A 23,171-nucleotide genomic window follows, 5' to 3' on the forward strand; every position below is an offset into this window, starting at 1 on the left:
CGCATCGGAACGTGAACGAGGAGGACGGGAGTCATGGGGGATGCCCTGTTGAAGCTGACGGCTGCGGCGCAGGCGGAGGCGGTGCGCGGAGGCGAGGTCTCCGCCGCCGAACTGGTGGAGAGTCATCTGGAACGCGTCGCCGAGATCAATCCGGAGGTGAACGCGATCACCCAACTGCTGGCGGAGCGCGCCCGGGAGGCAGCCGGACGGACGGACCGGCGGCGGGCGGCCGGTGAGGAGCTGGGGCCGCTCGCGGGCGTGCCGTTCACAGTGAAGGAGTCCACGGCCGTCGAAGGCGTGCCGACCACCTTCGGCACCCCGCGCTTCCGTGATCTGGTCGCGCCGGCGGACGCGCCGCCGGTGGCCCGGCTGCGGGCGGCCGGGGCGATCCCGATCGGGCACAGCAACCTCCCCACCCTGATCCTGGCCGGGATGCACACGCGCAGCGAGCTGTTCGGGGACACGGTCAATCCCTGGGACCGCGGCCGGACTCCCGGCGGATCGAGCGGGGGTGACGCGGTGGCCGTCGCCACGGGCATGGCCGCCCTCGGGCTCGGCAACGACTCCGGCGGATCGGTGCGGGTCCCGGCCCAGTTCTGCGGTGTGACCGGACTGAAGCCCACCACAGGCCGCTTCCCTGCCGACCACCGGATCCCCGGCCAGGGCGACCCCGGACCCGCCTCACAACTCCTCGTCACCGACGGGCCGTTCGCCCGGAGCGTGGGCGATCTGAGGCTGGCGTACGAGGTGCTGTCCGGTGCCGATCCGAGGGACCCCCGGGCCGTGCCCGTGCCCGCGTACGGGGAGGCCCTCCCCGGGCCGGTGAAGGTCGCGGTCGTGGCGGACCCCGGCGGGCACGGCGTCCACCCCACGGTGCGCGCGGCCGTCGCGGCCGCGGCCGACGCGCTGCGGGACGCCGGGTACGACGTACGCGAAGTGCCGGACGTGCCACGGCTGGACGAGGCGCTGGACGTCTACGGGCGGCTCACCGTGACCGAGTTCGCCCCGAGCTGGCCGGTGGTGCGCGAGCTGCTCGGGGAGGGCGGCGACCGCTACGTCGGGAGGATACTGGAGCGGACCCCGCCCGCGAGCGCGGACGAGTTCATGAAGCTCATGGGCGTCTGGCTGAACATCCGCCGCTCCTGGGCCGAATTCCTCGACGAGCACCCGCTCCTGCTCGGCCCGTCGTTCACCGAACCGCCCGTCGAGCCCGGTCTGGAGTCGCGCGACCGGGCTGGGTGGGACCGTGTCGAGTCGGGAAAGCGCCTGTGTACGGTGACCAGCTTCGTGGGCGTGCCGGGAGTGGCCGTGCCGACCGGAACGGCCGACGGGCTGCCGACCGGGGTCCAGATCATCGGGCGCGCGTTCCGCGAGGACCTGTGTCTGGCCGCGGCCGAGTCGATCGAGGACCGGCTCGGGGTCCTCACGCCGGTCGACCCGCGAAGGGGCGCTCGGACCGCCGGATGAGCCCCCGGGGCCACAGCGACCCCGCGGGCGGCCGAACTGACCGACCCAGCCGCCGTTTCCCAGGTCCGCACGTCCTTCTAACACGATATCTCCGCCAGATGGGAGAAGGCCCAGAAGATCACCGACCCGGCCGCCCTGGAAGAGGCCGGGTCGGGATGCCTCGCGGACTACGTGCGCTGATCTCGGGATTCGTCCCACCGGTCATCCCCGGGGGCTTCTGCCGGCCCCCTTGTCTCGTATCCGACGATGCATCAGGAGGCGACACCCGTCAGCAGAGCCGGGAACTCACCCGCGAGCAGCTGCTGCAGGCCGCGGCCGAACTCTTTGCAGAGCACGGCGTCAACGACACCTCGGTCGAGTAGATCGTCGAGCACGCCAGCTACACCCGCGGCGCGTTCATCGCCGCCTACAGCGAGGCTCTGTACTGGGGGGCCGGCGGCCTGGTGCTCGTCACTGGCCTGCTGTTCCTCCTGCCGCACCGGACGCGCGACCGGAGCAGGGTGACCCTCCACCCCCAAGGAGTGCTCGCCCCCGGCCGCCAGGCCGGCCTGCTGCTCTGCCATCGACTGACGCCCGGCCAACTCGGCTTCGCGCTCATGGGAAGCGGGCCGATGACCGAATCCACGCTTGGAGAAACACAGTTATGAGCGCCACGACCTACCAGGTCAACACGCACGGCAAGTTCGCCGAGCTCACGGATGAACAGCGTGCGTCCCCTGATCGCAGGGGCGGGCGAGCACGACCTGTTCAAGGCCCGGTTCACCGAGGAGGGCACCATCACCTACGAGCCGTCCCTGCGCACCTTCGCCTTCCGGGTCCTCATCCCGGCGGGCGAGGAGGACACCGAGGACCTTGTGATGGGCCAGGCCGAGGAACTGGCCGCAGCCGCCATCCGCAAGCTCGGGGGCGAGTACCGCGACCTCAGATCGGTCACCACCGACCTGTCCAAGATCAAGGTCAAGCGGAAGGGCCGTTGAGCCCCTTACGGAACCGGCCACGGCCGGGCCCACGGGCCGGGCAGGCCCTCAGAAAGGATGCGTTCCCTCTGATGACACCCGAGCAACTCGCCATCGAGCTGGCCGATCCGGTGCTGCGCCGGGTCTTCTCAGCAGCCGCCCTCGGCGCGTCGACCTCCGCGGAGATCCTCTCCGCCTCGGGGCTCGGCGCACCGCAGGCCGCCCCGGCCATCGGCCGGCTCGTCCGCAGCGGACTGCTCGTCCAGGGGCGCGGCTCGCTGGCCCTGCAGGACGACGCACTCACCGCGGCCGCGGAGACCGCCGCCCAGCGTGTGGCGGAGGAGACCGCCGCCGACCAGCCCGACCCGCAACTGCGCGGCCACATCCGCGGCGGCGTCCTGGTCAACGTGCCAGAGGAGGACGCCGCCGCCCGTCGCGCGGTCCTCGGGCACGTCGCCGAAAGTACTCTCGCCGTCGGCGACGACTACGACGAGCGGACCGTGACCGACCGCCTGCAGCCGTGGTGCGAGGGCGGCGCACTGGACGCCGTCTCGTTGCGGCGCGCCCTCGTCGACGACGGACTCCTGGCCCGCGAGTCCGGATGCTACCGGCTCGCCGCCCCTGTGGGCACCGCCCAATGAAGACCGAGGACGGGCCGCGCGGGAGCTCGGGCCGTCAATTCGGCTGCGGCAACACGGCGGGTCCTCGACCGTGTGACCATGGCCGGGTTCGCTTCGGAAGCGGAACTGCCGTTCGCGTCCACCCGGCCATTTCCCACCCAGCTCGACGGCATGCTCAGCCGGACAACCTACAGACCTGCTGCGCTCGGCCGATTGAAGTCAGGGGCTCAGGACGGTCCCATTGCCGGGACTCAGTACAGTGGCCATGCTCCGTCGCCACCAGAATCCATTGTGCTCGCAGGGGTCGGCGGCGGTCACCAACGGCGCTCGGAAGGAGCGCTTCCGCACAGCAAGTGCCGTGGTCATGGGCTGTCTGGACGAGTGCCTCGCTACAGGGGTTGGTCGGGATCGGCTCGGGTGAGATGGACGGTCAGGGCCGGTGGTGCCATGGAACTCATGTCATGGCGGTACGGCTGTCGAGCCAGGTGCCCCGGTTCCAGCACCTCGGTTGTCTTGCGCTCTGGCGCACGCGGGCGTGGCCCTCGGCGTTCGACGAAGGACGAGCGCGACGATCTGAGTGACCTCTTCCTGCGCGAAGTTGTCGTCGCTGGCCAAGAGCAGAGTTCGTTCGCCGCCCGGCAGGGTCGGGCCCCAGGTCATGCCCTCGGTGTTGTCGACCGTGGACAGGCCCAGGTCGTGGAAGTCCGCGACCAGCTTCTTGCGCATCGGCACGACCTTCTGTCCGGCCAGGGAGTCCATGTCCCGCACCTCGAACGCGCCGTGGGTGGTGGTGTCATTGACGCGGATCTCGAAACCCGCGCCTGCCACCCAGGTACGTTCGAGTACGAGGTAGCGGCCGGGGGTCTTCGGGGAAGGCGAGGATCGCGGGCCGGCCGGTGTCTGTGGCCCCAGGGCTGGACGGGTCGGGCGCGGCAAAGATCTCCTCAAGGGGGTAGGCGAACTGGCCGAGCACGTCGCCCTTCCGGATCTGCTGGGCGAAGCGGATCAGGGCGCCGTGATTCAGGTCGGGCTCCGAGCCGTCCTAGGCAGTGTCTTCAAATGATCACCGCTGGTGGATCATGGTGTCGTGATACGCCGCCATGAGCTGTTTGATGCCGAGTGGGAGTTCGTCCGGCCGCCGCTGCCCGAGTCGTTGCGGGGGCGGAAGCGGCTGGACGACCGCAGGGTGCTGAACGGGATCGTGTGGAAGTTCCGGACCGGGACGGCCTGGCGGGACGTGCCCGAGCGTTACGGCCCGTGGGCCACACTCCACACGCGTTTTCGCAGGTGAGCGGCTGACGGAACGTTCGACCGGATGCTACGGGCCGCGCAGGCGAAGGCGGACGCGGCGGGCGACATCGAATGGCTGGTGTCGGTGGACTCCACGGTCGCCCGCGCCCATCAGCACGCGGCCGGGGCCCGAAAAAGGGGCTCCGCGACCCGGCCCTCGGCCGGTCCCGAGGCGGCCTGACCAGCAAGATCCACCTGGCCTGCGACGGGCGGGGCCGTCCGCTCGCCTTCGTCGTCACGAGCGGCAACACCAACGACTGCACCCGGTTCACCACGGTCATGGAAGCGATCCGGGTGCCCCGGATCGGACCGGGACGGCCCCGGACCCGGCCCGATCACGTCCTGGGCGACAAGGGCTACAGCTCGAAGGCGATCCGCGCCTGGCTCCGCCGCCGCGGGATCCCGCACACGATTCCCGAGCGGGCCGACCAGGCCCGCAACCGGGCCCGGCGAGGCAGCCGCGGAGGCCGCCCGCCGGCCTTCGACCGCGAGGCATACAAGCACCGCAACGTCGTGGAACGCTGCTTCAACCGCCTGAAGCAGTGGCGGGGCATCGCCACCCGATACGACAAGACCGCCCAGTCCTACGAAGCCGCCGTCGCCCTCGCCTCACTCCTGATGTGGGCGTGACATTTGACGACAGACCCTAGCCCGGCCGGGCCCGACCTGGCTCGCTGTCCTCATCTTCAGCGGCTACCTGCAGTGGGCGACGGCGACATGCATTGGCACCACCCAGCGCTCCGTGCAGCAGCAGACCAGTCCCGGGCGACTCCGCTCTCGAGTCCAGCAGACCGGCCTGTGGCTGACCACCGGCACACTGCCGGTGACCGCCCTGGCCGCCGGCGCCCTCACCGCCCTTATCAGCGTCCGCACCGTGATGGCCATCGGCACGCTCGTCCTCATGCTGTCCGTGGGGCTCCTGTGGCGCTCACCTGTCCGGCATCTGCCCGCCATGGACGAGGGAGCCCGGTGAAGGGCTGTCCCCTCCGCAGGCGGGGGCGTGTCTCTCCCGACCTCCGCAGCGGCATCGTCGGCGTTTCGGCCAACCACCCTTCACTGCACTCCTGTTGCGGGAAGCGGGTCGATGCTGTGGTCGGGTAGCCGGATCACGTTGCCGTGACCCGGCCCCCTCAGAACCGGACGTGCGAGCTTTCCCCGCATCCGGCTCAAGCAAGCCCCATGGGCTTCGCAGGCCAGCAGGGCTATGCGGTCCGATTACTGTCGCCAGCGTGGTGCTGGCGGTGGCATTCGGAGTGCACGAGGCGAAGGTTGTTCCGCTCGTCCGTGCCGCCGTCTCGCCGGTAGGTGAAGTGATGCTTGTGGAGCATCTTCTTCGAGGCCGCGAACCAGTTGATCCACTCGCGTGGGCTGTCCGGTTCGTACTCGGCTCCGACGATCAGCGCCTGCTTGCAGAGAGGACAGAGCCCCTGCTGCCGGACCGCCAGGAGAAGACTCGTCTTGTCCATCGGCGGCGGCGCTTTCCTGCGGCGGCGGTCCCGCCAGTACTCGGTCAGCTCGGGGTCGTCCGGGGACGCTCCGCCCTTGACGAGCTGGTGGCGGACGATGCCGGTCCAGGCGAATTTGATGAGGAAGGCGCCGCTGTCACGGTCGCCGAACACCCACCGGTCTCGCCGGGACGGGTGGAATCTGCCGAAGTACCGGGCCGCGACCCAGTGACTCGACTTGTTGCGGTGTCGGCGCCTGGCCCATTTGAAGGTCAGCCGCCACATGTAGTGATCCAGCGACGAGAACGTCGTCGTGGACGCCACCGCCCGGTAGTAGGCCGCCCAACCGCGAACGATCGGGATCAGCCTGCGCAACACAGCCTCGGCATTGGACCCATGTAGGGCCTTCGCCTCGGTCCGCAGTCGCGCCCGGAGCCTCGCGCAAGCCGCTGTGCTCGGCTTGATGATCAGCCTTCCGCCCGTGCGGCGGACGGTGAAACCGAGGAAGTCGAACCCCTTATCGAGGTGGACGACATGGGTCTTCTCCTCGTTGAGGCGAAGACCCCTCGGCTCCAGCCAGTCCTCCAGCCGGGCCCTGACCTGGTGCACCTGTTCCTCGTCGTGACAGAGCACGACGAAGTCGTCGGCAAACCTCACCAGCACCGGAGTGCCCGGCATGGCGCCGGGCTCACGCCCGGCCCGCACCGTGTATTGGCACCCTGCGGCCTGTTCCAGTCCGTGCAGAGCAACGTTCAGCAACAGCGGGCTGATCACACCGCCTTGAGGAGTTCCCTCCTCGGTCGGTGCGAACCGGCCGCGGTCGATCACGCCCGCCTTCAGCCAGCCTGCGATCAGGTCCCTGGCGGGGAACTGGCCGAGCATGGTCATCAGGTGGTCGTGGTCAATACGGTCGAACGCCGCCGACAGGTCCGCGTCCAGGACCCACAGACGCTTCGGGTTCTTGCCCTTCACCGTCCAGAAGATCGCGGATATCGCGTCCTGACAGCTGCGGCCGGGCCGGAAGCCGTAAGACCTCGGCTCGAACCGCGCTTCCCACTCAGGCTCCAGCGCGTTCTTCACGCGAGCCTGGAGAACCCGGTCACGGATGACCGGAATACCGAGCGGTCGTTGCTTCCCGTTGCTCTTCGGGATGAACACTCGCTTGACCGGCCTGGCCTTCCAGGGCTTCGACGACCGATGGATCTCGGCCGCCAAGGTGCCTCTCGCCTTCGGCGTGAGGGCCAGTTCCCCGTCGATACCAGCGGTCATGCGACCACTGCTCTGCTGCGTCACCCGCTTCACGCTGACCAGCGTGTTGCTGCGGCTCCGCAGCATGAGCTTCTGCAAGTTGCGGACCTTCTTCAGGTCCCCGTCCTGCGTCGCCTTGAAGATCCTCTGCCTCAGCCGCCGTACGTTCTCCTCGCAGGTGGCCCAGTCGATGCCGTGCCAGTCGAGCAAGTCGTCCTCGGGTCCGTTCACCGCAGACGAGGGCATCACGACAGGTGCCGTGATCTCCATGTCCGCCTCCGGTGTCTAACTTGTCCCTTGGTTCGAGCGTCGTTGCAATGGTGACTTCAAAGGCTCACCTGATCCACGTGGGCGCCCTTTCGGGCCGGGCCACCAGGACCCGTATCCGGCGAGTTATGCGAGAGCGGGTGAAGGTCCCAACTCTCGGTTTCCTCCGGCCTTTCGGCCCGCCGGCCTTCGCTTCTTCGATCTTCCTTCGCCCGCCGGGGACTTCAGCCTCCCTTGCGGTCGGCCTACCAAGCCAGTGGCTTGGACCCCGTCGGGGTTTCCACGTTCCGCACCAGTAAGACGCGGCTGGGGTGGGCGCCCCCTCTACCCCGGGACCAGCGGTGTCCTCCCTCCGGGCTCAGTTACCCGAAGGTCGCTTGGCGCCTTCCAGCACCGGGTCCGGTGGCCGCCGCCAACACGCCATCGACGCGGCCTTAACGTCACGGGGCATCATCGAGGGTTCACTTGCGTTCACCCGTCCAGCCTTCCCCTCGCCTGTTGCACCCCGATGGCCGGGACGCTCTTGGGCTTGAACGCTCCGCTTCACACCCCGCCGTTACCAGCGACGCATGGGAGCGCGAGGACGGACCTTGGACACTGGCCCGAAGTTCAGCCGATCGATACCTCCTTCACGTGGCTGTCCTTACTTACCTGGAGCGACTTCGTGTCGCACACCGAGTGCGCTAGTTGGCGGGTGATATTCCCTTCGGTGCAGGTCGCCAGCATGCGGAGGGAACTGGTTGGCGGATCTTGAAGGCGATAGTTGACGGGCGGGCATCCGTCCACGAATCCCTCACCGTCCGCGTGGAGTTCGACCACGAGACCCGGCACCGCACCGACGTCGCCTGGACGATCGCCGAGGCGTCGGCGCTTCAGTCGGCGTTGTGGGTGCGCAGCTGCTCGGCGGCTTCCTGGTAGGCGTCGGCGGCGCGGGCGAAGTAGTCGAAGAGGACTTCGAGCTGCTCGGGCGAGTAGCCCCTGAGGAGCTGGCCGATCCGCTGCCGGGCCGGGGTCATGACCCGGTCGAGGTCGGCGGGCTTGCCGATCGGTTCGACGATCACCTTGCGGCGGTCTCCGGGGTCCGGGGCCCGGCGCACGTAGCCGGCCTGTTCGAGGCGGTCGATGAGGCGGGTGGTCGGCCCGGTGGTGAGGCCGGTGCGGGTGCCGAGCTCGCCGGGGGTCATCGGGCCGGTCAGTTGAAGGATGTTCAGCGCGTAGAGGTCGGTGGCGCCGAGCTCGCAGGCCTTGGCGCTGGCATGGCCGTGCAGCATCACGGCGCTCAGGTACCGGCGGTAGACCTCACTCGCATCGGATGGCACGGCAGGCGTTGACACGGGCTCCTCCACTCCCTAATCTCTTCCTTAGCGAAGAGAAATCCTCAACGAAGAAACTTCTTCAAAGAAGTTACCATGGAAGGGGAGACCATGAGCACCGTCACCACCACCGAGGCGACCGACCCGACGGGCGAGCCGACCGACCTGAAGAGCGCCCCGACCAGTACCGGGAACGACCGGCGCACCAACCGTCGGCGCACCGTCAAGCGCACCCTCGGCATCACCGCCCTCACCCTCGCCGTCGCCGCGGCCGGCGGGTACTTCTGGCTGGACGCCACGTCCGACGTCCGCAACCTCGGCCAGACCGACTGCACCGCCGTCATCCCCGCCGTCACCGCCACCCCGGCCGGCACGCCCACCACCGACGATCACCGTGCCGTCTGCGACACCATCCGCGCTCTCACCGACGCCTGGGGCCGGGGCGACGCCACCGCGTACGGCGAACAGTTCACCGTCGACGCCACCTACACCACCTACGTCGGCACCCACTACCAGGGCCGCCGCGACATCGCCGACGCCCACCGCGCCCTGTTCGACGGATTCGTCAAGGACACCAAGCTCGCCGACTCCTTCCTCGGCGTCCGCTTCTACGGGCCGGACACCGCCGTCGTCACCAGCCGCGGCGACACCTACAAGGGCGGTACGCCCAAGAAGCCGTCCGAGCTGACCAAGACGCAGTCCTACACGCTGGTCCGCCAGAGCGACCACAGCTGGCGCATCGCCTCCTTCCACAACACCCAGCGCCAGAACGTGATGGAGCGGCTCTCCTTCCTCTGGGACTCGGCGACCATGCCCGAGGCCGAGAAGTGACCGACCGGCTCCGCCCGCACACTGGCACCCCGCGCCTGCACGCCACCACCGCCGCACACCCCACCCGGAGGACGGCACGATGACCGCCAACCACCACACCACCGACCCCCGCGCGACCGACGCGGCCGCGATCCGCGCCCTGCTGGAGCGCGGCGCCGCAGCCTGGGCCGACGGCGACGGCACCGCGTACGGCGCCTGCTTCACCGAGGACGCCACCGACGTCACCTACGTCGGCACCGTCTACCACGGCGGCAAGGAGATCGGCCGCGCTCACCAGGCCCTGTTCGACAGCTTCCTCAAGGGCACCCGGCTGATCCTCGACATCACCGACCTGCGCTTCTACGGCACCGGCGCGGCTGTGGTCGTCACCCGCGGCGACGTCCGCAAGGGCGGCACCCCGAAGCAGGACGGCAAGCAGAGCAAGCTCGCCACGTACACGGTAGTGCGCGAGGCCGACGGCCGGTGGCGGATCGCCGCCGTCCAGAAGACCCAGCGCAAGCCCCTGATGGAGGCCGTCTCCTTCCGCTTCCAGCCGGCCACCCGACCCACCGCGAACTGAGACGCAGCCATCATGACCACCACCCAGCCGACCGCCGCGACACTCCGGCCGTCCGACACCGCCCACCGCCCCACCGCCCTGGTCACCGGAGCCAGCGCCGGCATCGGCCGCGCCTTCGCCCGCCGCCTGGCCGCGAGCGGCCACCGGGTGATCGCCGTCGCCCGGAACGAGGAGCGACTCCAAGCCCTGATGGCCGACCTCGGCCCCGGCCACGACCACCTGGCCGCCGACCTCGGCGACCCCGACGGCCTCCACAAGGCCGCCCAACTCCTTGCCGACCGACGCGTCCACCTCCTGGTCAACAACGTGGGAACCGCCACCACCGGCCCTTTCGCCACGACCCCACTCACCCACGCCCACGAGATGCTGCGCCTCAACTGCGAGGCCCTCGTCACCCTCTCCCACGCCTTCCTCGCCCAGGCCCGCCCCGGCGACGCCCTGCTGAACGTCTCCTCCACCCTTGGCCACACCCCGCTGCCGGACCTCGCCGTCTACAGCGCCACCAAGGCGTTCGTCACCGCCTTCTCCGAGGCACTCTGGTCCGAGCTCCGGGCATCCGGCATCCACGTCCTCGCGCTCTGCCCGGGCATGACCGCCACCGAGTCGCAGTCGCACGACGAAGCACCGGCCGCCCTGGTGCAGACCCCCGAGCAGGTCGTCGACACCGCCCTACGCGCCCTGCGCCGCCGCAGCCGCCCCACGGTCGTGCCCGGCACGGCCAACCGCCTCCTCCTCGCCGCCGCCCGCACCCTCCCCCGCCACCGCACACTCACCGCCCTCGCCCGCACCTGAACCACCCGCACAAACGCGAAACAGGCCGGATCTCCGAGCAGCCCAAGACACCGGCCGAGCGGTAGTCCGGCAGGCCGCCGCGGAGGCGACGGCACCATCCCAAGGCGCTCCCCTACCGCTGCTCGAGGGACGCATGGACGGGGATGAACGACGAGCCGGCCAGCGGGCTCACCAACGTCATATACCGGGGCGAACAGTACGAGGACGACGCGCATGCGCAGTTCGGTGGCGAGCGGATCGCGCAGTACGGCGTCGACGGACCGCACGGCTGGCTCAAACCTTGCGCTGGCCGAGGCAGCCGCCCGCGAGGCCGGGGGCCAGGCAAAGGGGCCCCGGCCTCGCCTCATGGCCTGACCTTAATGAAGCTCCGCCATCTTGAAGTAGCTGTTCAGGGGTCTGGTGTGACGTTGTTCCGGGGTGCTCGTGCTGGTCGTGGGCGGAAGTCTGGGGTGTAGATCGTCAGGCAGGGCGGGTTTGCGGATTCCCGCCCGTCGTCGAGCGGGCCGCTCCTACGATCCGGCGCATGATGGACCCCGAGGTGCTGAAGCGGATCACCGCGCGACGTGCAGAGCTGGACGAACTCGAAGAACAACTGGCCAAGCAGCTGGCGGAGGTGCGGGCCGAGCGGGACGAGCTCGCCGTGGCCGAGCGGGTATTGCAGCGGATGAGCGAACAGATCGCTAACGAACGAGCCGAGGCCGGGTCGCCGGTCGTTCACGTGGCCGGTCGGGCGGTGCGACTGGTCCCGGACCGTGGTCCGGGGGTGGCTGAGTCCGCACTGCCGGCGGAGTACCAGCGCATCCTGGCCACCGTGCGGCAGGCCGCCGGCCCGGTCGCAACCCGGCAGATCGGCGAGATGCTGGGCCTGGACACCGGGGTGCGAGGCAAGCTGGAGCCGCTGCGCGGGAAGCTGACGAAGCTGGCCGACCGCGGCTGGCTGCACAAACTGCCCGACGGACGGTTCACCATCCGCGCATGACGCGTAACCGGGGTGCCCCCGGCGGCCGTTGGAATTGTGTGACGAAAACCAAAGAGCACGCCGGGGACACCTTGTCCCTGGTCTACCAGTGCCGCCTGCCGCTGTCCACGCACACCGTCAACCACCTCGCCGACCTGCTGCGACGCCACTTGAAGGCGATACGGTCGAGGTGGCGGACACTGTCGCCCGGGAGGATCGCGGTGATCGTCCTGGCCTTGCTGCGGCACGACCAGCGCCTGGCCGACATGGCCAGCGGCAACGACGTCTCCGCCACCACCGTCCGCCGCTGGCGAGACGAGCTGATCGCCCTGCTCGCCGCGAAGGCCCCGCGCCTGGACCGCGCCCTGAAGAAGATCGCACGGCGGGGCGGGGAGGTCGTCCTGATCGACGGCACCCTCATCCCCACCCAGCGCCGCACCGGGACGGCGAACCTGCCCAACTACTCCGGCAAACACCACCGCCACGGCCTGCACGTCCTCGCCCTCACTGACGAGCGCGGCCGCCTGATCTGGATCTCCGCCGCCCGGCCCGGCCGCACCCACGACATCACCGCCGCCCGCCGCGACCACATCCTCGACCATCTCCGCGCCGCCGGCCTGGGCGCCCTGGCCGACCTCGGCTTCATCGGCCTGGACGACGATCCGGACGACCCCGTGGTCGTCACCGGCTTCAAGGCCACCCGCGCCCACAAGCTCAACCCCGCCGAGAAACAAGCCAACCGGGTCCTGGCCGCCGGACGCGTCCCCGCCGAACGCGGCTTTGCCCACCTGAAGAACTGGCGGATCCTCACCAAGCTCCGTACTGACCCCGCCCGCGCCACCCACCTGTTTCGCGCGGTGCTCGTCCTGACGAACATCGAGGCCACTACCGACAACTGATCTCTACCGCAGGTAGCCCACGATCAGCACATGCCCTCCGGAACAGCGTCACCGGGCCGGGATCGGCTGAGTGAGGTTCACCGGGTTGCCGTCGGGGTCCTGGACGTGGGCGACGCGCTGTCCCCACGGCATGTCGTTGGGGCCGCTGCGGACCGAGCCGCCCAGCGCCGCCACCCGGCCGAGCGTCTCGTCGACGTCGTCGACACCGATGCTGAGCAGGATCCGCGACGCCGCCCCAGTCCCCGGGTCCGCCTTGGCCACCAGCCCGAGGTCGGTGTCGCCGATGCGCAAGCCGAGGTAGAAGAACGGGCCTTCCGCCGGTACCCGAAAGATCTCCTCAGCGCCGAACAATTTCGTATAGAAGCCGATCAGAACGTCAAGGTCGGCAGACAGGATCACTGGCTGGATGGTGGACATGGCACTCCTGTCGAGAACGGTCGTGTCGCTGGGTAGACCGTTCGAGGACGGTGAACTCATCGGCACAACCACCCCGCCGGACGATCTACACCCCAGGCTTCCGCCCACGACCAGCACGAGCACCCCGAAACGGGGTCACACCAGACCCCTGACCAGCCACTTCAAGATGGCGGAGCTTCATTCCTTGCATGCGCAGCCGAAGTGGCTCGCCTGCTGGACCTTGAGGCCGCGGCCGACATGCCTGAAGACCGACGTGCGCGGCACCTGGCCGGAGCCGCACGAAGGTCACTGCTGGAACGCGCCACCCTGCCCGAGGAGTTCTTCCATCCGCTGATGGCTGCTGCTGTCTACGACCCGGATCCGAGCTTCTGCCGCTGGTTCGTCGAGCCGGCGCTCTACGCATTCGGACGGCGCAGGGTCATGACAGCATTGCTCGGCTATCTCCGCACGGGCACAACCGCGGAGCAAGCAGGTGCCCGGCGCGCCTGGTACTGCGCCCACCTGCCACTACGCGCTGACCGGTCACCGGCCTACGCGCCCCGCGGAAGTCGCGAACCGGCCCTGGATGAAGTGGACGACGTGGTGAACCAGTGGCGGAAGTCGTCCAGTACCCAGCAGCGTGATCACAGTGCCTCAGAGAGCCACAGGGGCCCTCGTCAGGCGTTCTCCTGAGCTGCGACACTCTGTGCGTGAGCTATCCCGCGCCAGACCAGCTGTCCTCCGCCGAACGCGCCTTCATGATCAACGCCACCGAGATCGACATCCTCCCCGGTGTTTGGGGTGACCTCGACGAGCCGCTGGTCTCAGGGCCTGCCTCGGCTCTCGTCCCGATCCTCCTCCCCCTCGTCGACAGAGGATGGATCGAAGTGTGCCGGGTCGTTCCCTGGACAGCGGCGGATGGCACTCTCGGAGCGCAGCCTGGTTCCCCTATACCGAAGCAGGACCTTCCCGCTGTCCTGGCGGACGCCGAGAACTGGGAGTACCCGCCATCCGGCACGTGGCTGGGGCGCCTCACACTGAACCTCACCGAAGCGGGACAGAGGATCCCCCGCTGACACGCAGCCTCAACGACACCCCTCCGCTCCCTGGAAGATCCTCCGCGACTGCCGCCTCAAGGACGAGGGCGTTCACCACCCCGTGCTCGGCATCGCCCGCCTACACAACCTCACCCTCGCCGGATGAGGCACAGCGTCGCTGGTCAATCGGCATGCCGTAGATCATTTACGGGACAGCCCTTAGGGTCTGCCGATCATCAAGGTGTTGCTTCCAGAGCTGGGGCTCGTTGGTGTCGTATGCGCATCCCGGACGAGACTCGTGATCAACTTGCCGTGAAGTTCGCGGTGTTGTTCCCACACCTGGACGAACGACAGCGGCGGCTGCTGATGGCCGCGGAGGCCCGAGGACTGGGCCATGGCGGCATTCGGGCCGTGGCCCGGGCGGCCGGGGTGAGCGGGACGACGATTCGCAAGGGCATGTCCGACCTGGAGACAGGCCAGTTCCTGGCCGGGCGGGTGCGGCGGCCGGGCGGCGGACGCAAACGCGTCGCGGACCTCGACCCTGGACTGCGGGGTGCCCTGCTGAGCCTGGTCGAGCCGGACGAACGTGGTGATCCGATGTCGCCGTTGCGGTGGACGACGAAGTCGACCCGCACGCTGGCGGCCGAGCTGACCCGTCAGGGTCACCGGGTCGGTGCGGACACCGTTGCCGGTCTGCTGCGGCAGGAGGGGTTCCGGCTGCAGGCCAATGCCAAGACGCTCGAGGGCAGCCAGCATGCACGTTGGACGACGTCGCGGACCTGGCTGGCGGTGACCGCGGCCAAGTCGGCGCCGGGCTCCAGCCGGATTGCGTCCAGCAGCGCGGTCCACGAGGTCCAGCCGGTCTCCAGCGCGGCGACGATCGAGTACGGCCAGCCGGGCACCATCTGGTGCTTGCCCAGGCCCCATCCGAAGGTATGACAGAAGGAGCGGTCCGAGGAGGTGTCGGCGTCCGGCCGCAACCAAGGGGAGACGTCTACCGCCAGCACCAGCCGACCGTCGCCGGCTCAGGGAAGCGGGACATTGGTCAGTGCCCGCCGCAGCCGGGCGACGTCGATCCGTCCGTGGTTGATCCCGGAGTACAAGGCCCCGTGCCCGCGCCGATGCTCGGGAGCGAGCGCCAGGTCCACGAGGGTGCGGACCGGACCGTCGGTGCACAATAGCGCGTCGCGGAGCTCGAACAGGGCGTCGCTCCGCGCGGTCAGGCACGCGTATAACTCCGACCGGAACTCCGCCACCACCGTGAACGCGTCTCGTTGAACCTCCTGCTCGACCAGTCCCACGATCCCGGCCTCCGTGCTCCGTTGTCGCTCAGCACAGGATCGGCCCGCGGCCCCTCACACATCTGGTGAACTGGGGAAATATCGAACAAGTTCGAGCCCCGTTCGACGGCGGACCTTAAACGGCAAGCTGAGTACCTGTGTCTATAGGTCCGGGCGGCGTTTTGCCAGGTCAGGAATCGAACAGGGCTGAGCGCAGAGGCTGTCGGCGAGCCGGATCGCCCTCGTGAGGAGGAACGGACGGCTGGCTGGCGCGGCTTGGAAGTCGAAGACGCGGATGAACGGGCCGGTGAACAGCGGCAGAGGCCAGGTGTAGGCGGCGGCGTGGGCGAATCCGCTGACAGGCTGGTCGGGGCCGTGGGAATGTGGGGAGACGATCCGGTTCCGGGAGGTCCGGGCCGCGCTCTTCCTGTAGGCGTACACCCGAACATGCACCGGTCGGTACGAATCAAAGTGCACAACCTTGATCTGACGCCTGTCCGTCCGCAAGGGCAGGTGGCCTCGCGGTGCCTTCGCCCATCAGGCACGACCCGCGCCGTCCGTTCCGTCTTCAGTGCGTGGTCTGGTCTGCTGCTTCTCGGGTGATGTCGGCGTAGAGGCGAAAGAGAGTCGGGCGGGCTTCGCCCTGGTCACGTTCGTGCAGGGCCGCCCAGCACTGGGCGATGAGCTCCCGGGCCTGGGTGCCGGGCCAGGGCCGGGGCAGGAGCTGAGGCGGCAGCAGCGGGTCGGGCTCTATGGCGCGGGTGAGTTCGGCAGCCAGCTCGACAGCGATGGTGAGGAGTGCGGATGAGGAGAGTTCGGCAGGGCCGGTGAGCCGGGCGAGGCGGGGCTGGGCGATACGGCTGAGGCGGTGGTAGCGGTCGGCGATCTCCTGCAGGGGCCATAGACGTCTGGCGAGTTCGGCAGGCTCTTGGGTGTCGCCCCTGCGCAGGTCCGTCGTGGTGAGAAGGGTGAGCGCGCCGTGGGTGCCGAGGCGGTGGGCGGCTTCTTCGACGTACGGTTCCCATGTGTTGGCGCAGACGTACAGTCCGCCCTGGAGCGGGGCGCCACCGAGGTGGACGAGCGTCTCGCGCAGGGCGTCCCGGGCGGTGCGCGCCGATTCGGGCACCGCGAAGGCGGCCAGGTGCCAGACGCCGTCCCAGGGCGCGAGCCCGGCGTCCTGTTGGAATGCGTGCCGCAGGAAGTCCACGTTGGGGGCGAGGGCACGCTTGGTGTCCGTGGTCGCGTGCAGCTCCGCCTTGCGGCCTCGGCCCTCGTGGGTGAATCGGCCTTCGGACACGAGGCGTTTGATGCACAGCCGTACCTGCTGGTCGCTCATGCCCAGGGTGTTGGCGACGGTATACAGCTCGTCCGCGTCGACGGTGCCGTCCTCGCGGATCAGCGCGTGGACGAGCATGCGGGTGGGGACCTCGACGTGGTCGGTCTCAGCGCTCACAGTTCTCTCACTCCTTTTGTTCCGACCGGGCGGTGCATGGGGGTCACCGCGCCGAATCCGAGCAGTCCGCGCAGGTAGGGCGTGTGCTCGGTCCGTACGGCCGTGAAGCCGCGCCGCTCGTACAGGGCCCTGGCGCGCGGGTTGGTGTCGATCACGTCCAGTCTGATCTCCCGGCAGTCCTGCTCCGCCGCGACGGCGGCTACTTCCTCGATGAGCAGGCTCCCGACGCCCCGGCCGCGCATGTCCGGATCCACGGCGATGCCGTCCATGACGAGCTGTCCGGGGGCCGGGTGACGTTCGAACAGGGCGAGGAGCAGGAGTCGGTGCAGTCCTCGCAGGTGTCCGTATGCGCGCAGTACGGCGCAGGCCGATCCTCCGGTGAGGGCCCGCCCGTTGTGCTGGTAGCCGGCGAGGCCGACGAGCTGCCCGTCCAGGAGTGCGCAGACCGCGCGATCGGCGTTCAGATGGGCGGCGATGAAGGGCACCGCCTTGCCCGGCGGGTTCAGGGCGGGACCGAGTTTGCGGCCGAAGGCGTCCCAGTACAGCTCGGCCGCCCGCCGCTCGGCTCCGGCCGGAACGCCCCGCCGCACTGTCACCGGTCCAGTGCCGGTGCCTGTCACGTCCAGTCCCATGCCGTGCCCCTTTTCTCGCTGCAACCCCCACCTAAAACTACCATTCTCGTGACGATCGTGCTGGCCGTGATAGTTTTAGTGTGCCCGGACCCGAACAAAGGGGACAGATCCCATGTGTCCAAAGATCCGGCCCGGACGGCGCGGACTCCGTATCGCCGTGTGGTCACTCGTCACGGCCCTGGTCGTGACTGCCGGCCTCGTCGGTGTGGTGCTGTGGCAGAACTCCTACGACATGGACGAGCAGCGGGTCACGATCCGCCACGGCGGCCACACCCTCAACGGCGTACTGGCCATCCCCAGGGACGGCCGCAAGCACCACGGCCTGGTCGTGTACGTCCACGGCGACGGCCCCGTCGACGCCACCCACGACGACGGTTACAAGCCCATGTGGGAGGCGAACGCCAAGGCCGGGTACGCCTCCCTGTCCTGGGACAAGCCCGGCGTCGCGGGTGCATCCGGCGACTGGCTCGACCAGTCCATGGACGACCGGGCCAACGAGGCAGCCGCCGCCATCGCCTGGGCCCGCGCCCGCCCGGACATCGACGGCGACCGGATCGGGCTCTGGGGCGCCAGCCAGGCGGGCTGGGTCCTGCCGAAGATCGCCGCCAAGACGTCCGTGAGCTTCGTCATCGCCGTCTCGCCCGCCATCAACTGGCTCCAGCAGGGCCGCTACAACCTCCTCGCCGAGCTGCGCGCCGACGGCGCATCAGCAGCCCGCACCAAGGCGGAGGTCGCCAAGAGCGACACCACCCTCCGGCTGCTGGAACGCCAGGCGACCTTCGAGGAGTACGTCAAGGCGATGCGCGGCGACGCGGACGGCATGACCGCCGACCGCTGGGGCTTCATCTCCAAGAACTACACCGCGGACGCCACACAAGACCTCCGCGCCCTGCGCGGCGTACCGGTGCTGCTGACCCTCGCAGGCCATGACATCAACGTGGACACCGCCGACACGGAGCGCATCTACCACAAGGTGCTGGACGCAGGTGGCGCATTGACGGTCAAGCATTACCCGGACGCGACCCATTCACTGCTCAAGCAGTCCATTGAGCAGTCGGACCTCAAGATCACGCTCACCGCGCTCTTCTCCCCACACTCGCTCTTCGCGGACGGATTCCTGGACAGCCAACGACAGTTCCTCAAGGAACTCGGCCGAGGCAGCCACGCCACTCCCGCAAGCTCGGCCCGTGGTGCACGTTCACGTGTACCACCTGGTGCACTTTGACGGCTCTGGCAAGATTTTCGTAGCCGGAGATCATCTCGGTGACACGGTCAGCCGGTCCGCAACGCGGGCAGCCTGTGGCTGTGCTCTGTTGAACTGGCATCACTGCTACCGCAGTTAGCTGATGTGCTGGTCGTGTCGGTTGATGTCTCTGATACTGGTGTGGTGGTTCGCGCCCGTACGAGGTCCGGTGTTCCCGCGGCATGTACGGGGTGCGGCTGGCTCAGCGAGTGGTGCCATAGCCGCTATGTACGGCGCCTGGCCGACGTCTGTCTCGGGGGCCGACCTGTGCGCATCGACTTGTCCGTACGCCGTCCGTACTGCGAAAACGCAGTGTGCCCGAAGGTGACCTTCGCCGAACAGACAGCGGGGCTGACCGTGCGCTACCAACGGCGGACGCCGCAGTTGCAGAGTCTGGTGGAGGATGTCGGTGTGGTGCTGGCGGGCCGTGGCGGTGCCCGGATGTTGCGGATCTTGAACATCCGGCTCTCGCGGTGCACCGTCCTGTCCCAGCTGATGCGGGTGCCGCTTCCGCCGCTGGAGACGCCCCGGGTGCTGGGGGGGGGTGGATGACTTCGCGCTCTACGGCGACACCTACGGCACCCTCCTGGTCGACGCCACCACCCGGCTCCCGCTCACTCTCTGGGAAGGCCGCGATGCCGACCAGCTCAGCCGGTGGCTCCGCGAGCACCCCGGTGTCGAGGTCGCCTGCCGCGACGGGTCCCTCACCTACCGGCAGGGCATCGCGGGCGGAGCGCCCGATGCGGTGCAGGTCAGCGACCGCTTCCACCTCTGGCAGGGCCTCTCCCGCCGCGTCCAGGACATCGCCTCCGCCCACCGCGGTTGCCTGCTCGCGGCACTGCCCCCGGCCGACGAGAGCGATTCCGCACCGGCCGAGGTTGCCGGGAACACCGCGAAGGACACCCGGGCCGCACGCCACGCCCGCAGACTGTTCGAGGCCGTTCAGGCCCTGACCCGCACCGGCCGGAGCCACAGCTCCCTGGCCCGCGAGCTCGGCCTGGACCGCCGCACGGTCGGCAAATACGCCCGGGCCCGGACCTGGCAGGAGGTGATGCGTCGCCCGCCCCGCAAGCCCTCCACCCTGGACCCCTACCTCGACTACCTGCAGCAACGCTGAGACGAGGGACAGCACAGCGCGAAGATCCTGCACGAGGAGCTCCAGACCAAGGGCTACCTCGGCCACTACCAGCGCGTGAAGATGGCCGTCGCGCCTCTCAGACGGGGCCTGCCCCTGGACGAACCACGCGAGCGACCGCCCTCACCACGCGAAGCGGCCCGCTGGATCACCACCCACCCGCACCGACGAAACCTCCACCTCAACGACCGCCTGCCCCGGCTCCTGGAGCACTGCCCTGAACTCAGGCAGACTCCCGACCTGGTCCGCCGGTTCGCCGCCATGCTCGACAACCACGACGGGACACCCCTCCAGGACTGGCTGGACGGCCTTGCAGGCAGCGGCCTGGCCCCACTCTCCGGCCTCGCCGGAGCCCTTCGCGACTAGCCTCGGCGCCGCTGTTCACGTACGAGTCGATGCTGACCGAGTAGCCGGCCCCGGTGGTGAGGTCGGGGCGGCTTCCGTGACCGTCCTCCGCGAGGCGCTCAGCGGTGAGGAAGACGATCGACAGGGCCCTGCCCTCTCTGGTGAAGCACAGGTCGACGGGCAAGAGAGTCATCCGTGCCGACTCCGGAGCGGGCACGGGCCAGTTCTACCAGCATCCGTGACCCTCGCTCCTGACGGTGAGCGTGGCACTTTGGCGACAGACCCTAGTCTTCTGAGTCAGGAATTCTGTTCAGATATGAGGCGAGGCGTTCGAGGATCTCATCTGCGGTCGTGGTCCAGACGTAGGGTCTGGGGTCGGTGTTCCAGGCGGCGGTCCAGGTCCGGATGTTCTGTTCCAGGGCCTGGACGGTCTTGTGGACCCCTCGCCGTATCTGTTTGTTCGTCAGCTCGGCGAACGATCGCTCCACGAGGTTGAGCCAGGACGATCCGGTCGGTGTGAAGTACAGGTGGAACCGGGGGTGGGCCAGGAGCCAGGTCTTGATGGCCGGGGTCTTGTGGGTGGCGTAGTTGTCGAGCACCAGGTGGACCTCGAGACCGTCCGGCACTTCCCGGTCGAGCTTGACGAGGAACTTCTTGAACTCCTCGGCCCGGTGGCGGCGGTGGAGTGAGCCGATGACCTTGCCGGTGGCGACCTCTAGGGCGGCGAACAGGGTGGTGGTGCCGGCACGGACATAATCGTGCGTGACGCGTTACGGCACTCCGGGCAGGTGGATCGTCCGCAGCCATGACCGCGTTGCGATCGATGACCTGCGACTCGTCGTGCACCAGCCGGAACTTCCCCTGTTCAGTCGTCCTCGTGGGTACGGAGGCTGGAGGTCTCGTAGCAGAGCGAGGCCGGTATGGCGGCGTCGATGGCGGCGACGGCCGGGCCGGTCTTCGCCCACAGGTCGGGGACGACCGGGATGTGACAGCCACTGCGACCGAAGACCACGCGCCCCGAACCCTGGATCTCCACGCCGACCACCTCTCTGAACGGCACATGATGCACCTCGCCCTCGCCGTCGCGTGACCACAGGCCGGTGGCGCCGACGCCGAGCCGGGCCGTGCGGGCGGCGGACGAGATGGCCCGGTCAAACAACGAGGGCTTGAACACGCGTACGTCCGAGGGGAGCTCCTGGAAGTCGGCGCAGCCTCCGCGGGGCAGCGGGGTGCCGTCGGGCTGCCGCAGCTCCACATCCACCTCGCACGGGACGACGAGCAGGGCAGTGGCGAGTGCGGTGCTGAACGCCTGCACCGCCTGTTCCGGAGTGACCTTCGTCAGGGCGTCCAGCCGGGTCGGCGCGTCCTTGTAGTCGAGGCCCCGCAGCAGACACGCCGCCGCTTCGGTGAGCTCGGAGGTTGTCGACCGTGGGTCCAGCCAGACCTCACGGAATCCGGCCACCTCCTCCGCGAGTTCCTCCGCGGTGACTCCTGTGGCGGCCATGCGCAGCGCCTCCTCCCAGATCAGCTCGGCGACGCGCTGCTCCTGACCCTTTCGGGTGTCCAGGCTGAGGGTGAACTCGCCGGACTCTGGCCCTGCGTGGGTGCGCGTGGCGTCCACCTCGTACGACAGGCCCTCCTGATGCCGGGCCCTCTGCCTGAGCCGTTCCTGGAGCACCGCGTGGGCGAGTACGAGCGCGGGGTCGTCGAGATCACCGCTGAGCGCGATTCCGGGACCGGGCACTTCGGCCTGGAACCAGGCCGGTCCTGACTGCACCGGCTGTGCGGTGCCGCGGTCGGGGCGCGTGCCCCGTGGCAGCGGAAGGCGAAGTCCCGTCGGGGGCGGGCCTGTCAGGAGCAGGACAGCGTTGTCCGCGTGGAAGCACCGGACGGCTGCGTCCCGGACCGCCTCGGCGGGAATGCGGTCGGGGCCCGGCCCGGCCCAGGAGGCCAGTCCCACGCCGACCGCGCCGTATCGGAACGACAACAGCTCCGCGGTGGTCGGGTCGGTCGGGCTGGAGCCCTCGGCGGCGAGCACGCCGGCCTCGCGGTCCATCCGGTCCAGCGGCAGGTCGGAGAGCGTCTCGCAGACGCTGGTGAGGAACTCGGCGACCTGCTTGTTGCTCCCCGAAGCGGTGAAATCCGTGAGGAAGAGCGTCACCGACGCGTTGTGTTCGTGATGCAGCCTCGGCAGCGTGCTCATCGCCAGGTGCTCGATGAGGTGTGTGACGCCGATGGTTCGGAAGGTCTCGTCGCCCGCACCGCGGCCGAACACGAGGGCCGCTTCGAGAGGGCCGGGAGTCTTCACCCAGAGGACGGGCACACCATCGATCACATCACGTTGCAGCACAGTGCGATCATATGACCAGTGGGCGGGAGGTCGGGGCGGGACCATCCCACGGTCCCCCGTGGAGCCCGGCCGCCGCGAGGCCTACGCGAACGACCAGTCCAGCCCGGACACCCTGATCGCGGTGACCGCCGCCTCCAACCGGTCCAAGGCGGACAAGGACCCGGCCCAGTGGCTGCCGTCCGACGGCTCCTACCACTGCACCTACGCCGCGACCTGGGTCGCCACCAAGCTCCGCTGGGACCCGGCCGCCGACGAAGCCGAGCAGCAGGCCCTCCTCGGCCTCGCCGAGGACTGCCCCACCACCACCGTCACCTACGAACCCATCCCGTAACGCCCCCGCGAGACGAGGAACGGCCTCGCCGAGACCGGAACGCACTGTGCCCCCGCCGAGGGCGCGAGGGGTCACACGGGAGGCGCACCAACGACCAGTCGGCCCGACCACCCAAGCTCACCGTAGCGGGGTCCCGCCACCGGCCCGAAGCTGCCGGACGTCGATGACCCGGACGGACGACAGCACGCATCACGCCCTTGACGGACTACGGAAGCCCCGGCGCCTCGACGGGCCAGCAGCGGGTTGGGCATCGGCTGACAAGGGAGACCTCTCGGACTCCATCAACAGACGCATCCCGGACCGGACACAATCAGGGGCCTCGGG

At 69.2% G+C, this 23,171-nt stretch carries 23 protein-coding genes and 6 pseudogenes; 19 read left to right on the forward strand and 10 right to left on the reverse strand.

The features are described 5' to 3' along the window. Positions 1 to 33: 33 nt before the first annotated feature. Positions 34 to 1,467, forward strand: coding sequence for an amidase (locus tag V4Y03_RS31475; RefSeq protein ID WP_332437427.1), 1,434 nt, complete (start codon positions 34 to 36; stop codon positions 1,465 to 1,467). 251 nt (positions 1,468 to 1,718) lie between these two features. On the opposite strand, the gene V4Y03_RS31480 is transcribed toward V4Y03_RS31475, so the two are convergent. Continuing rightward, positions 1,719 to 2,030 (reverse strand): hypothetical protein, encoded by a 312-nt coding sequence (locus V4Y03_RS31480; RefSeq protein ID WP_332437428.1) that lies wholly within the window; start codon positions 2,028 to 2,030, stop codon positions 1,719 to 1,721. Between the two features lie 144 nt (positions 2,031 to 2,174). On the opposite strand from V4Y03_RS31480, the gene V4Y03_RS31485 reads away from it, so the two are divergent. Together V4Y03_RS31485 and V4Y03_RS31490 are read left to right on the forward strand one after the other, a co-directional pair. After that, positions 2,175 to 2,444: a DUF6204 family protein gene (locus V4Y03_RS31485; protein ID WP_332437429.1), complete on the forward strand. Its 270-nt coding sequence runs from the start codon at positions 2,175 to 2,177 to the stop codon at positions 2,442 to 2,444. 71 nt (positions 2,445 to 2,515) lie between these two features. After that, positions 2,516 to 3,064 (forward strand): DUF2087 domain-containing protein, encoded by a 549-nt coding sequence (locus V4Y03_RS31490; RefSeq protein ID WP_332437430.1) that lies wholly within the window; start codon positions 2,516 to 2,518, stop codon positions 3,062 to 3,064. A gap of 438 nt (positions 3,065 to 3,502) precedes the next feature. On the opposite strand, the gene V4Y03_RS31495 is transcribed toward V4Y03_RS31490, so the two are convergent. Continuing rightward, positions 3,503 to 3,871, reverse strand: coding sequence for an esterase-like activity of phytase family protein (locus V4Y03_RS31495; RefSeq protein ID WP_332437431.1), 369 nt, complete (start codon positions 3,869 to 3,871; stop codon positions 3,503 to 3,505). 262 nt (positions 3,872 to 4,133) lie between these two features. Here V4Y03_RS31495 and V4Y03_RS31500 point away from each other — a divergent pair. Next, positions 4,134 to 4,963: pseudogene (locus tag V4Y03_RS31500) on the forward strand (IS5 family transposase). A gap of 112 nt (positions 4,964 to 5,075) precedes the next feature. Continuing rightward, positions 5,076 to 5,306 carry a hypothetical protein gene (locus V4Y03_RS31505; protein WP_332437432.1) on the forward strand — a complete coding sequence of 77 codons (231 nt, stop codon included), beginning with the start codon at positions 5,076 to 5,078 and terminating at the stop codon, positions 5,304 to 5,306. Positions 5,307 to 5,535: 229 nt separating this feature from the next. Here the strand turns inward: V4Y03_RS31505 and ltrA are convergent, their stop codons facing one another. Together ltrA and V4Y03_RS31515 are read right to left on the reverse strand one after the other, a co-directional pair. Continuing rightward, on the reverse strand, positions 5,536 to 7,296 hold the full coding sequence (ltrA, locus tag V4Y03_RS31510) for a group II intron reverse transcriptase/maturase (RefSeq protein WP_332437433.1): 1,761 nt from the start codon (positions 7,294 to 7,296) through the stop codon (positions 5,536 to 5,538). A gap of 869 nt (positions 7,297 to 8,165) precedes the next feature. Then, a complete protein-coding gene (locus V4Y03_RS31515) occupies positions 8,166 to 8,627 on the reverse strand; it encodes a MarR family winged helix-turn-helix transcriptional regulator (protein WP_443079904.1) in 462 nt (153 codons plus the stop codon). A gap of 90 nt (positions 8,628 to 8,717) precedes the next feature. Here V4Y03_RS31515 and V4Y03_RS31520 point away from each other — a divergent pair, with 90 nt between their 5' ends. The 5 genes from V4Y03_RS31520 to V4Y03_RS31540 all read left to right on the forward strand — a co-directional run bounded on the left by V4Y03_RS31520 (position 8,718) and on the right by V4Y03_RS31540 (position 12,645). Next, entirely contained in the window at positions 8,718 to 9,437 is a 720-nt protein-coding gene (locus tag V4Y03_RS31520) for an SgcJ/EcaC family oxidoreductase (protein WP_332437434.1), read from the forward strand. Positions 9,438 to 9,516: 79 nt separating this feature from the next. After that, on the forward strand, positions 9,517 to 9,996 hold the full coding sequence (locus V4Y03_RS31525) for an SgcJ/EcaC family oxidoreductase (protein WP_332437435.1): 480 nt from the start codon (positions 9,517 to 9,519) through the stop codon (positions 9,994 to 9,996). A 12-nt stretch (positions 9,997 to 10,008) separates the two neighbouring features. Then, positions 10,009 to 10,788, forward strand: coding sequence for an SDR family NAD(P)-dependent oxidoreductase (locus V4Y03_RS31530; protein WP_332437436.1), 780 nt, complete (start codon positions 10,009 to 10,011; stop codon positions 10,786 to 10,788). 523 nt (positions 10,789 to 11,311) lie between these two features. Further along, positions 11,312 to 11,767 (forward strand): hypothetical protein, encoded by a 456-nt coding sequence (locus V4Y03_RS31535; RefSeq protein WP_332437437.1) that lies wholly within the window; start codon positions 11,312 to 11,314, stop codon positions 11,765 to 11,767. A gap of 38 nt (positions 11,768 to 11,805) precedes the next feature. Next, positions 11,806 to 12,645: a transposase family protein gene (locus V4Y03_RS31540; protein WP_332437438.1), complete on the forward strand. Its 840-nt coding sequence runs from the start codon at positions 11,806 to 11,808 to the stop codon at positions 12,643 to 12,645. Between the two features lie 48 nt (positions 12,646 to 12,693). Here the strand turns inward: V4Y03_RS31540 and V4Y03_RS31545 are convergent, their stop codons facing one another. Beyond that, positions 12,694 to 13,062 carry a VOC family protein gene (locus V4Y03_RS31545; protein WP_332437439.1) on the reverse strand — a complete coding sequence of 123 codons (369 nt, stop codon included), beginning with the start codon at positions 13,060 to 13,062 and terminating at the stop codon, positions 12,694 to 12,696. Positions 13,063 to 13,263: 201 nt separating this feature from the next. On the opposite strand from V4Y03_RS31545, the gene V4Y03_RS31550 reads away from it, so the two are divergent. The 4 genes and pseudogenes from V4Y03_RS31550 to V4Y03_RS31565 all read left to right on the forward strand — a co-directional run. Continuing rightward, positions 13,264 to 13,734 (forward strand): hypothetical protein, encoded by a 471-nt coding sequence (locus V4Y03_RS31550; RefSeq protein ID WP_332437440.1) that lies wholly within the window; start codon positions 13,264 to 13,266, stop codon positions 13,732 to 13,734. Between the two features lie 17 nt (positions 13,735 to 13,751). Further along, positions 13,752 to 14,117, forward strand: coding sequence for a hypothetical protein (locus V4Y03_RS31555; RefSeq protein WP_332437441.1), 366 nt, complete (start codon positions 13,752 to 13,754; stop codon positions 14,115 to 14,117). A gap of 31 nt (positions 14,118 to 14,148) precedes the next feature. Then, a pseudogene (locus V4Y03_RS31560) lies at positions 14,149 to 14,244 on the forward strand (IS5/IS1182 family transposase); the annotation flags it as partial. Positions 14,245 to 14,354: 110 nt separating this feature from the next. Continuing rightward, positions 14,355 to 14,834, forward strand: a pseudogene (locus V4Y03_RS31565) (ISAzo13-like element transposase-related protein); the annotation flags it as partial. 2 nt (positions 14,835 to 14,836) lie between these two features. Here the strand turns inward: V4Y03_RS31565 and V4Y03_RS31570 are convergent. From V4Y03_RS31570 to V4Y03_RS31580, 3 genes and pseudogenes are all read right to left on the reverse strand, one after another. Continuing rightward, positions 14,837 to 15,379: pseudogene (locus tag V4Y03_RS31570) on the reverse strand (transposase); the annotation flags it as partial. A 547-nt stretch (positions 15,380 to 15,926) separates the two neighbouring features. Then, complete coding sequence (locus V4Y03_RS31575) at positions 15,927 to 16,772, reverse strand: PaaX family transcriptional regulator C-terminal domain-containing protein (protein ID WP_332437763.1); 846 nt, start codon at positions 16,770 to 16,772, stop codon at positions 15,927 to 15,929. A 35-nt stretch (positions 16,773 to 16,807) separates the two neighbouring features. Next, positions 16,808 to 17,443 carry a GNAT family N-acetyltransferase gene (locus V4Y03_RS31580; RefSeq protein WP_332437442.1) on the reverse strand — a complete coding sequence of 212 codons (636 nt, stop codon included), beginning with the start codon at positions 17,441 to 17,443 and terminating at the stop codon, positions 16,808 to 16,810. Positions 17,444 to 17,555: 112 nt separating this feature from the next. On the opposite strand from V4Y03_RS31580, the gene V4Y03_RS31585 reads away from it, so the two are divergent. From V4Y03_RS31585 to V4Y03_RS31600, 4 genes are all read left to right on the forward strand, one after another. Next, on the forward strand, positions 17,556 to 18,668 hold the full coding sequence (locus tag V4Y03_RS31585) for an alpha/beta hydrolase family protein (protein ID WP_332437443.1): 1,113 nt from the start codon (positions 17,556 to 17,558) through the stop codon (positions 18,666 to 18,668). 342 nt (positions 18,669 to 19,010) lie between these two features. After that, positions 19,011 to 19,238, forward strand: a complete 228-nt coding sequence (locus V4Y03_RS31590; RefSeq protein ID WP_332437444.1) for a hypothetical protein — start codon at positions 19,011 to 19,013, stop codon at positions 19,236 to 19,238. Further along, positions 19,231 to 19,803: a transposase gene (locus V4Y03_RS31595; protein WP_332437445.1), complete on the forward strand. Its 573-nt coding sequence runs from the start codon at positions 19,231 to 19,233 to the stop codon at positions 19,801 to 19,803. Before V4Y03_RS31590 ends, V4Y03_RS31595 begins: the two co-directional genes overlap by 8 nt. Positions 19,804 to 19,884: 81 nt before the next feature. Further along, a complete protein-coding gene (locus tag V4Y03_RS31600) occupies positions 19,885 to 20,187 on the forward strand; it encodes a hypothetical protein (RefSeq protein ID WP_332437446.1) in 303 nt (100 codons plus the stop codon). 263 nt (positions 20,188 to 20,450) lie between these two features. On the opposite strand, the pseudogene V4Y03_RS31605 reads toward V4Y03_RS31600, so the two are convergent. Both V4Y03_RS31605 and V4Y03_RS31610 read right to left on the reverse strand, forming a co-directional pair. Next, positions 20,451 to 20,954 (reverse strand): annotated as a pseudogene (locus V4Y03_RS31605) (IS630 family transposase); the annotation flags it as partial. 77 nt (positions 20,955 to 21,031) lie between these two features. Further along, positions 21,032 to 22,516, reverse strand: a complete 1,485-nt coding sequence (locus V4Y03_RS31610; RefSeq protein ID WP_332437447.1) for an insulinase family protein — start codon at positions 22,514 to 22,516, stop codon at positions 21,032 to 21,034. A 70-nt stretch (positions 22,517 to 22,586) separates the two neighbouring features. On the opposite strand from V4Y03_RS31610, the pseudogene V4Y03_RS31615 reads away from it, so the two are divergent. Then, a pseudogene (locus V4Y03_RS31615) lies at positions 22,587 to 22,847 on the forward strand (HNH endonuclease); the annotation flags it as partial. Positions 22,848 to 23,171: the final 324 nt, after the last annotated feature.

Origin of the sequence: Streptomyces sp. P9-A4 (genome assembly GCF_036634195.1) — a bacterium.
Taxonomy (GTDB): Bacteria; Actinomycetota; Actinomycetes; order Streptomycetales; family Streptomycetaceae; genus Streptomyces.